The sequence below is a fragment of the Microvirga lenta genome, assembly GCF_020532555.1.
Classification (GTDB): domain Bacteria; phylum Pseudomonadota; class Alphaproteobacteria; order Rhizobiales; family Beijerinckiaceae; genus Microvirga; species Microvirga lenta.
Map to the genome: position 1 here is coordinate 134325 of NZ_JAJBBR010000006.1, position 10539 is coordinate 144863.

6 protein-coding genes are annotated in these 10539 nt (G+C 65.3%); 5 read left to right on the forward strand and 1 reads right to left on the reverse strand.

Annotation, left to right across the window (positions count from 1 at the left end; genetic code table 11):
• Nucleotides 1–143 precede the first annotated feature (143 nt).
• A complete protein-coding gene (locus LGR44_RS11380) occupies nt 144–3035 on the forward strand; it encodes a penicillin-binding protein 1A (protein ID WP_226740473.1) in 2892 nt (963 codons plus the stop codon).
• An 8-nt stretch (nt 3036–3043) separates the two neighbouring features.
• Nucleotides 3044–4075 carry a hypothetical protein gene (locus tag LGR44_RS11385; RefSeq protein ID WP_226740475.1) on the forward strand — a complete coding sequence of 344 codons (1032 nt, stop codon included), beginning with the start codon at nt 3044–3046 and terminating at the stop codon, nt 4073–4075.
• Nucleotides 4076–4255: 180 nt separating this feature from the next.
• On the opposite strand, the gene hpf is transcribed toward LGR44_RS11385, so the two are convergent.
• On the reverse strand, nt 4256–4633 hold the full coding sequence (hpf, locus tag LGR44_RS11390) for a ribosome hibernation-promoting factor, HPF/YfiA family (RefSeq protein WP_226740477.1): 378 nt from the start codon (nt 4631–4633) through the stop codon (nt 4256–4258).
• A gap of 230 nt (nt 4634–4863) precedes the next feature.
• Between hpf and LGR44_RS11395 the strand changes: the two genes are divergently transcribed.
• The 3 genes from LGR44_RS11395 (at nt 4864) to LGR44_RS11405 (ending at nt 10414) form a co-directional block, all read left to right on the forward strand.
• Nucleotides 4864–5373, forward strand: coding sequence for a MucR family transcriptional regulator (locus LGR44_RS11395; protein WP_226740479.1), 510 nt, complete (start codon nt 4864–4866; stop codon nt 5371–5373).
• A gap of 1084 nt (nt 5374–6457) precedes the next feature.
• Complete coding sequence (locus LGR44_RS11400) at nt 6458–7600, forward strand: hypothetical protein (protein ID WP_226740493.1); 1143 nt, start codon at nt 6458–6460, stop codon at nt 7598–7600.
• A gap of 267 nt (nt 7601–7867) precedes the next feature.
• Nucleotides 7868–10414: a DNA translocase FtsK gene (locus LGR44_RS11405; RefSeq protein ID WP_226740480.1), complete on the forward strand. Its 2547-nt coding sequence runs from the start codon at nt 7868–7870 to the stop codon at nt 10412–10414.
• Nucleotides 10415–10539: the final 125 nt, after the last annotated feature.

Consider the following 10539-nt stretch of genomic DNA (forward strand, 5'->3'; position numbering starts at 1 on the left):
CCGCCCCTAAAGAGCCTTTTTGTCCAGCTCCCATTCAGCATGAACGATTTACTCATTAATGGATCGACGGGCCTCCCCGCAACTGTCCTCAGCGAGGTTGGAATGTTGCCGATGCAAGGCACCTGCCGGATCCGGATGGCGCGATGAGCACGATCCTCGTCAAGATCTTCGCGACGGCGCTCACCTTGAGCCAGGTCGTGGCCGATCCGGAGAACGTGAAGACCTCCTTCGACCCTGTGCAGGATCGCGAGGAGGTGACGCGCATCCTGAAGGACGGGTGCTCGCATATGCGGCGCGCCTTCGACATCGAGGACATCGATCTCGACGAGCTGATCGCGACCGCCATGGACGACCCGCAGGGGGTTACCGGCGATCTCAAGGTGCTCCAGGGGCTCAGCTTCAACGATCTCCATGCGAGCTATCGCCAGTTCTGCAAGGACGAGAAGGTCGAGCCGCCGGCGGTCGATCTCGGCGAGGTGATCGGATACTACAACAGTGCCGTGGCCGATCTGCCGGATGCGGCCAAGCTCAAGGGGCTCAGGCTTCCCGGCGTCAGCGTGATCCTCGACGGGGAGGGCAAGCGGTTCGCGGAGGTCTACGAGCCGGATCATCGGCGCATGTGGGTGCCGTTGTCCGACATTCCCGTGCCGGTTCAGCAAGCCTTCATCGCGGCCGAAGACAAGCGCTTCCACCAGCACAAGGGCGTGGACGAGCGAGGCGTGATCCGCGCGTTCATGACCAACATGGCGAAGCCGGGGCGTCCCGCGGGCGGATCGACCATCACCCAGCAGGTCGCCAAGAACCTGCTCGTCGGCGACGACGTCACCTATGAACGCAAGATGCGGGAGATGATCGTTGCCTCCCGAATCGAGCAGACGCTCAGCAAGGGCGAGATCCTCGAAATCTACCTCAACTCCATTTATCTCGGCCGCACCTCCTGGGGCGTCGAGATGGCGGCGCGAAGCTATTTCGGCAAATCCGCCAAGGCCCTGACGGTTGCGGAGGGGGCGCTCCTCGCCGGTCTGACCAAGGGGCCGAACTACTACAGTCCTGACCGGCACCCGGAGCGGGCGCAGGAGCGAATGGCCTATGTGCTCAGCCGGATGCAGGAGGACGGGGCGCTTTCGCCGGATCAGGTGAAGCAGGCTCTCGGGGCCCTGCCTCGGATGGTGGCGTTCCAGCGCCCGACGCGCAACACCGGCTTCCACTTCGTCGACCACCTCGGCCGGGATGCGCGGACGCTTGCAAGGATCGAAAGCCTGACGGCCTCCTCCTACACCGTGCGCTCCACCCTCAATGCGGCGCTGCAGAAGGCGACCGAGGCCGCTCTTCAGGAGGGGCTCGCCCGGTACGAGATGAGCATCGGGCGTCAGCGGTTCGAGGGTGCCGAACTCAACCTCGCCGCCGCGGTGAAGAACCTGCAGGCCGATGCGCAGGGAGCCGACGCGGCGCCGGCGTGGCGCCGCGCCCTGGAGGCCGCGCGTCTGCCGCTCTACGACGTGCATTGGCCCGCCGCCGTGGTGGTGGAGCAGGGACGCAACAGGAAGACCGGCGCCCACGTTCTGCGGGTGGGGCTCGCGGACGGGCGGATCGTGCCCCTGACCGCGTGGGAGGCCGCGAGGCGCAACCTCAAGCTCTATGATGTGGTGCGGGTCAGGATCGCCGAGCCGAAGGGCAAGGCCGGCGCGCGCGCCGAGTTGCGGGCTCCTGCCACGGTGCAGGGAGCGGCCGTCGTCCTGGAGAACAAGACGGGACGCATCCTGGCGATGAGTGGAGGATTCTCGTATCCGTTGAGCCAGCTCAACCGTGCGACGCAGGCGCACCGTCAGCCCGGTTCCGCCATCAAGCCGCTGACCTATCTGGCGGGCTTGGCCAAGGGATTGCAGCCCAACACGCTCATTTGGGACACCCCCGTCACGCTGCCGCCCGTCGGCGGTGAGGCGAATGCCCGTGCGGGAGATTATTGGCGACCGAAGAACTACGACGGCGGCCGCTCCGGTATTCTCACCCTGCGGCGCGCCCTCGAGAATTCGAAGAACCTCGTCACCGCTCGCCTGCTCGACGGCGGCATCGATGCCGATCCGGAGGAGAGCCTGCGCCGCGTCTGCGAACTCGCGCTCGAAGCGCAGCTCTATGTGGAATGCGTGCCGCATTATCCGTTCGTGCTCGGGGCGCAGCCGGTGCGGATCCTGGATCTTGCCGCCTTCTACGCTGCCGTAGCGAACGAGGGGGCCATGCCGTCCCCGCACGCCTTCGAGGCGGTGGAGGAGGGTGGGCGTACCGTCTACCGGCGAAAGGCGCAGTCACTCGTGCCGATCGGTTCGGCGGACCGGGCTGCCTTCTACCAGCTCAAGACGATGCTCCAGGGTGTGGTGGAGCGCGGCACCGCTCGCTCCATGCGGGCCCTGGCGCCTTACGTTGCGGGCAAGACCGGCACGTCGGACAACGAGAACGATGCCTGGTTCGTCGGCTTCACCAACGACGTCACAGTCGCGGTGTGGGTCGGCTACGACAATGCGGACGGCAAGCGCCGTTTCCTCGGACGGGGTCAGACCGGCGCCAAGGTGGCGCTGCCGATCTTCCGGACCATCATCGAGGCAGCCTGGGAACATCATGCGCCAAAGACGGTGCTCAGCCCGCCTTCACCGGAGGCCGCACGGCAGCTGATCGCATTGCCCATCGATCTGGACACGGGTGATCGCATCACCAGCGGAGGCAAGGCCTTCACGGAGCATTTCCGGCTGAACCGCTTCGGGCAGCTCAGGGAGACCCAGTTCGCCCTCGTGCCTCAGGCGGAAGCCTACGCGTTCCGTCATCCGGATCCGTGGAGCGATGGCGAGGAACTGGGAGCCTACGGCAATCCCTACTACAGCGGACCTTATGCGCAGGAGCCAGGGTGGTTCGAAAGGCCGCCGGCTCAGGTGCCCGTCCCCCGTCACCCCGATGTCGGGCCTGGATGGTGGGAGGGTGAGCGGCCGAGGCGTCCTCGGCGGGTCGATCCGGATTACTTTTGGGGTTACGGGCGGGTTTATTGATGAAGTTCATGTTGTCGTTGCACGGTACGCTTGCCGTTCTGGGGTTTTGCGTCGCCCCGTTGGGTGCGGCTCACGCGAAGGAGTTCCGTGTCGAAGAGGTGCCTTCCGTCACCGCCACTAAGCCCTCGCAGCTGAAGTCGGGCACGATCGTCTTCAGCGATCACGGCGGCGAACAGTCGGACGAGGCGGATGCGGGGCTCGTCCCGTTCGAGCAATGGGCCCGCACGAAGCCGCTGCAGAAGCAGTTCCTGAGCCCGTTCCCCGATTACAAGGAGCCGAGGATCGAGGTTTCGGTCCACGGCCTGACCCGGCCTTACACCGAGAAGCTCCACGTCTATGTGGTGGAAGCGCGCTTCGAAATCGCGAAGGCACCGAATACGCTCGATCTCGCGCGTTATGCGAGCCTCGACATGCTGGAGAAGCTCGATCCCGCGATCAAGCACCGCCGCATCACGGCGACCGAGGCGCGTCCCAACGTCGATCCCGCCAGCGCGCATAGCCGTCACCCGGGCCGCCGCTGGTGCGAGGCGCCCCAGAGCCTGTGCATCGAGTCGCGCTATCCCCTCGAAGGGAAGCTGCCCATGGGCATTCGGCTGGCCAACAAGCTCGAGGAGGGCGAGAAGAAGATCTCGGAATTCATGGAGTTCCAGAGCGAGCTTCGGGTGCTGCAGCCGCAGGAGGTGGATTCGGCAGCGCTCGCTCAGCTCACGGGGCTCGACACCCCCGTTGCGGGGGTGATGGAACAGACCCTGTTCCACGTAAACCAGGTGATGCAGTTCGGAAAGCTGCTGGCGGTGCTGCAGGAACATCCGGCCGATCCGGCGAAGACCGTCACGACCGTGTTCATGGCCCTCGGCATCGAGACGGACGTGCTCGAGCGGAAGCGCGAGTTCGGAAGCGTTCCCGTGCTGAGAAACCTCATCCCGGTGCAGGTGCTGATGGGCAAGAGCTCGTTCAACACCGGCAACTCCATCAGCGCCGGATTGCCGGACTACACGCGCAACCGCATTCGCGCCATCGCGCAGCTGCTGGATCAATGAGGCCGTATCGGAAAGGGTGGACTAAATAAGCCAACGGCCACGATGGCGGAACGATGCGCGTACATCCGGCGTCATCATCCCGGCCCGTGGCCGTCTCCGGTCAAGCGTGAGATCGCGACCGGCTTAAAGCTTAGATGGTATCGATATCTGTCTTTTCAATACCGCGAAGGCAGATTTGTTTCACGCGGACGGCTCTGGGCTCAATCCGTCGCGAAGGGCCTGATCCTTGTCGACGCGGGTGGGCTTGTCTTCCCGCAGTTCGCGCTTCGCCCGCCGCAGCTGCTTTTCGACCTTCTCCAGCGCAGCCTTGAAGGCGACGTAACAATCCTTGTCCTGTGACTCGGCGCTCATCGTCTTGAGCGCGCCCATCTGGATGTTCACGGTGCAGCGGAAGAGACTTCCCTCACGGCTCACATGCACCGAGGCCGTATTGAGGTGTCCGAAATACTTGCCCGCGACACGTGCAATTCCCTGCTGGGCCTGATCGCGGAACGCGTCGCTCAGTTCGACGCTCGAGCTTTTGACGGTGATTGTCTTTTCTGCGCTTGCCAAGTCCATCCCATGCTCCTTTTGGACGTACCAGCAGGAAGAACGATGTTATCCTTGGTAAGTTTCCGCGGCAGAAAGGCATCGTTTTTCTGCCGTGATAACGTGCGCTCCGCCCGTATTTTCGCGGGTTTCCAGCATGGTTTGCTGCTAAAAGTGAGATCAGCCGTCCGAGACGGTTGACGCACCATCCTTCTTGGAAGATCTAAAGAGTTTCCAGCATTTCAAGTCTTGGAGAGACAATGGACCAGGCAGAAGAGAAGAAAGTTGATTTTGTCGAGCTGACCGCAGACATTGTCTCGTCCTATGTTACCCATAACTCGGTCCAGACCTCCGATCTCGCGGGACTGATCGCGGCTGTTCATGCCGCTCTTCAGGGCTTGGGTGCCCCCAAGCAGGCCGAAACCGAGAGGCCGCAGCCGGCGGTTCCCATCCGCAAGTCGGTGACCCCGGATTATCTCGTGAGCCTCGAGGACGGAAAGCCTTACAAGACGCTCAAGCGACACCTGGCGAAGCTGGGGCTGACGCCCGAGGAGTACCGGGAAAAGTGGGGCCTGCCGCGGGATTACCCGATGGTGGCCGCGAACTATGCCCAGCGTCGTTCCGAGCTCGCGAAGGGGCTCGGGCTGGGCCAGAGCCGCAAGCAGGCCGCTGCGGCCACCGCCTCGGTGCAGGAGAGCGTCAGCGCTCCCGCCGAACCGGCCAAGCCCAAGCGCCGGGCGTCAGCCAAGAAGGCCAAGGCGAGCAAATAATTCCGCGGGCAGCCCGTCTGCCGGTGGATTTCTCGACATTGCTTCCGCGCACCTTGCCCTGAGACAGGGCAGGGGCGTTCACCCTTGTCCACAGCCCCGGTTCCACGAAGGTCGGGAAATTAAGGGGGCTTCTTTAGGAAGCAAATGGCACCCTAAAAAGGGGTATATTTTTCGATAATCCCTATGGATTAAGACAGAGCTCTCCCAATTGAGTAGTTCAAGATATTCCTGAACTGAGTATTTCGTCCGACGTTGCTCCAACCGAGACTGTAACGAGCACTGGAGTTGGCGATGAAATACTTTTACCTGCTTGCAGGGGTCAGCCTTTTGGCTTCGACAAACGTGATGGCTGCTGATCTCAGCGCGAGGAGTTCGGTAAAGGGTCCTCATTGCCGACCTGAGTTGGTCAGTGGTCCCCGCGGCACCCAGAAAGTGTGGAACTGCGCACCGGCCCGGAGGGGCTACGTGGGTCGCACTGGTTCCGTCGGAACCCGCACAGCGGCTCCGGCTAGGGGGCGCGTCCGCTCGGGTGCCAATCCCTATGCAGCCGCACCGGCTCCCGTTGCAGCGCCCGTCTATACGGAGAACGTGGCTCCAGCCTATCAGCGCAACTGCAGACAGGTCATGATCCGGGGTCTCTTCGGCTACCGTCAGGTTTGGGAGTGCCCCTCACTCGGCATTGCGACCCAGTACACTCGGAATGCCGACGATGATCGCACCCCCATGGACAGAACCGGCTCTATCGGAGGCAATCCGGGCGCCGGTAATCCGCCCGGTCAGGGCGGAGGCTCGCCACCCGCGGGAGGTGGCGGCTCGGGCGGCGGCACGGGTTCCGGCGGCTCGGGCGGCGGTTCGGGCGGTAGCGGCTCGGGCGGAGGTGGTTCGGGTGGTGGCAATTCCGGCGGCGGCAGCGCTCCCGGGGGAGGTGCCAATCCCGGTGGCGGCGATACCCCTAGTGGAGGCTCGAACCCCGGCGGTGGGTCGAATCCGGGCGGCGGATCGACCCCCGGGGGAGGGAGCAATCCCGGCGGAGGAAGCAACCCCGGTGGAGGCGGTTCCAACCCGGGCGGCGGATCCAATCCTGGTGGCGGCTCGAACCCTGGCGGAGGCGGATCGAATCCAGGTGGAGGCGGTTCGAACCCCGGCGACGGCGGCAATCCCGGTGGCGGTAATAACGGTGGCGGAAATCCTGGCGGCGGCCACAACGGCGGCGGTCACGGTGGTGGAAAGCCGGGAGGTGGTCACGGCGGCGGACATCATGGAGGTGGCGGACACCATGGCGGCGGTGGCCATCATGGCGGCGGCGGGCATCACGGCGGCGGAAAGCCGGGCGGTGGCGACCATGGGGGGGGCAAGCCCGGTGGCGGTCACGGTGGCGGGCACCATGGCGGTGGACACCATGGAGGTGGCGGCCACCACGGAGGCGGCCATCACGGTGGTGGGAAGCCCGGTAACGACGATGGCGGCCGGCCGGGCGGTGGTTACGGTGGCGGACATCATGGTGGCGGCCATGGTGGAGGTCACCATGGTGGTGGTCGACCCGGAGGTGACGATGACGGCGGCAAGCCCGGTGGCGGGCACGGCGGCGGTCATCACGGCGGAGATCGTGGCGGCAAGTCCGGTGGCGACGACCGCGGCGGAGATCGTGGCGGCAAATCGGGCGGTGACGACCGGGGTGGCAGCCGCGGCGGAGGCCGTGACGATGGAGGTCGTGGCGACGGCGGTCGCGGCGGTGACGGAGGCCGCGACGGGGGCCGCGGCGGTGATGGAGGACGCGGCGGCCGAGGCGGCGGAAATCACCGCTAAACTCAGAACGACAAAGGAAAGGGGCGCAGATTGCGCCCCTTTTTTCGTGCCGCTCCAGGGAGCGAGGGGTGCTCTACCCGGGCGCTCAGCGCCTCCGGCTCGAGCGGCCTTTCCGACCGGAACTCCGTCCGCCCGTGGCGAAGAGGGCATAGGCCGCCACGCCGGCCGCGATACCTGCCCCGAGAAGCAGGAACGGGTGGGCCTTCGCTGTACGGAAGGCACCCCGAGCGCCTCGCTCGAGCGCAAAGGCGGGGGCCGAGGTTTCGATGAGGTGCTGCACCCGGTGCAGGTTGTCCTGTCGGGTGTGGACCAGCAGATCGTAGCCGTCGTCGTCCGGATGGCCCTGGAGTTCGATGCTGTTCCGGGCGAAGCCGCTGGTCACCAGGCGCTGAACCGCCTGATCGGCCGCCTTGCGCGATGAGAATGAGCCCGTGGCAACAGTTGTGTTTGGCATTGATAGACCCTCTTTTCAGCTGCTCACGGCAATCCGTAAGAAGGGCAAAGGTTCCTGACGGCACAGGGGCTTATGCGGCCGGCGGCCTGGGGAAAGGGTCCGGTCGTGGGTCCCGCGGCACCCGACCCTAACCCTCTTTTTACCTGTCGGATCCACATTGCTGATCCACGTCAGCCGCGGAGCGAAACGCCCCGCTCCAACCCTTCAGAACCCATGCAATCAACAAGAAAGCCTTTGTCCGCTCCTTTCCCAAGTCCTGATTCGCATCAGTCCGATTCCCGTGCCGACGCGCATCCTCCGCGCGGGGGCCACGATCACGCCCAGAAGGCAGCCTCAGCCGCAGGGCCGGACCAGACGGGCTCAGAGCCCGGCAACCGGGGCGTCGAGCCTGCCTGGTGGCAGGCCTTCGTGGTCTCGGCGGGCGTCACCTCCACCCGAACCCCGGAAAAGTTCCTGCGGGAGCGCAGCGGTCGGAGCAGCAGCGCGCCCGCGCCGGCCCCACAAAGGCCGGTGGCGCCGGTTCGGACCCCGTCGGCACCGCCTCAGCGGCATGAGGAGCCTCCGGTCAGGAACCAGATTGCAGCCCTGCGCTCGGCCTATGCCTCGCAGGCACCCGACGATCGTGCGGCTCCTTCCAACAAGGTCCCCGAGCGGGAGCATCCGGGGCCGAGAGCGCCGCTGGAGGCCCGCCGCGGCGTACAGGCCGAGCCGGTCAGGGAAGCGGATGAAGTCTCAGCCTCCGAGGTGATGCCTTCGGCCGAAGTTGCGCGGCCGGTTCCCTTCACGGCTCCTTATGCGGTCTCCTTCTCCTGGCACATGGGCGATTATCAGGTCGACAGCGTCGCCAAACCGATCACCCGCGAACCGGCCCCTCAGGTTGAGAGCGAGGCCGCACCCTCACGCGAAGAGGCGCCGATCCGGTCGGAAGCGGGAGCGGCGGTGGCGAGCATCGAGGCGGATGACGTGGATACCGCTTATCTGTCGCTCTACGAGGGCGAGTGGCCCGCCGCGCGCAGTGTCAGCCAGGCAGTTCCGGCAGGGGAGGGGCCTTCGCACGCTGCTCCGCAAGCGGCGGTATCGGTGACGATGGCCGTCCAGGCCGCTCCCGTTGCCGTGGCGGATAACGACGATGAGGCTGATATCGGGGCAGGCCCGGATGCTCCTGTCATGCCGGTAGAACCCGTCGCGAGTCGGGCTCTGCCGGCTCCTGTCATGGAGCGCCGCGCGGAGCCGGAGCCTGTCCGGTTCGGGCATTCGGCTTATGAACTGCCCCATATCGAATACCTTGCCGAACCGCCGTTGCGGGAGGGGCCGGCGCTCACGGAGGACATCCTCGAAGAGACGGCCGGCCGCGTCGAGAAGGTCATTCGCGACTTCGGCGTGAAGGGCGAGGTGATCCATGTTCACCCCGGCCCGGTGGTGACGCTCTACGAGCTGGAGCCGGCCCCCGGCACCAAGTCCTCGCGCGTCATGGCTCTGTCGGACGACATCGCCCGCTCCATGAGCGCGGTCTCGGCCCGCGTCGCGGTCATTCCCGGCCGCAATGCCATCGGCATCGAGCTCCCGAACAAGGAGCGCGAGACGGTGTTCCTGCGCGAGCTCCTCGACTCCCAGGACTTCGAGACCTCGAAGCAGAAGCTGCCGCTCTGCCTCGGCAAGACCATCGGCGGCGAAGCCGTGATCGCGGACCTGGCGCGCATGCCGCACCTGCTGGTGGCCGGCACCACCGGCTCCGGCAAGTCGGTCGCCATCAACACCATGATCCTGTCGCTGCTCTACCGGTTCAAGCCGGAGGAGTGCCGCCTGATCATGGTCGATCCGAAGATGCTGGAGCTGTCGGTCTATGACGGCATTCCTCACCTCCTCACCCCCGTGGTGACGGACCCCAAGAAGGCGATCATCGCCTTGCGCTGGGCGGTGCGGGAGATGGAAGACCGGTACAAGAAGATGTCGAAGCTGGGGGTGCGCAACATCGACGGCTTCAACGCCCGCGTCTCGGAGGCCAAGGCGAGAGGCGAGACGATCACCCGCACGGTGCAGACCGGCTTCGACAAGGAGACCGGCGAGGCGGTGTACGAGGACGAGATCATGGATCTCGAGCCCCTGCCCTACATCGTGGTGATCGTCGACGAGATGGCCGACCTGATGATGGTGGCCGGCAAGGACATCGAAGGCGCGATCCAGCGTCTGGCCCAGATGGCGCGTGCGGCGGGCATCCACGTGATCCTGGCGACGCAGCGCCCAAGCGTCGACGTGATCACCGGCACGATCAAGGCGAACTTCCCGACCCGCATTTCCTTCCAGGTGACGTCGAAGATCGACTCGCGCACGATCCTGGGCGAGATGGGGGCGGAGCAGCTGCTGGGTCAGGGCGACATGCTGTACATGGCCGGCGGCGGGCGCATCACGCGCGTGCACGGGCCGTTCTGCTCCGACGAGGAGGTCGAGAAGGTCGTCGCCCACCTCAAGCGCCAGGGCAAGCCTGTCTACCTCGAGGCCGTGACGGCCGAGGATGAGGAGGAGATCGAGGCCGAGGAGACCCCGATCTTCGACGAAGGCGACATGGGACTGGGCTCCGCCGATCTCTACGATCAGGCCGTCGCCATCGTCCTTCGCCACAAGAAGGCTTCGACCTCCTACATCCAGCGCCGCCTGCAGATCGGCTACAACCGCGCTGCTTCCATCATGGAGCGGATGGAGAAGGAAGGTGTCGTCGGTCCTGCCAATCACGCAGGCAAGCGCGACATCCTGATCGGTCCCGACGGGTTCGACGAAGACTGAGAGCGACAGGCGCAAATGAAAGGCCCTGCCGGTTTTGGACCGGCAGGGCCTTTTTCGTTTTCCAGGCGATTTGTTTTTCAGACGAGGAGGCTGGCGGCGAACCGGGCGCAGACCAGGAGGAGAAA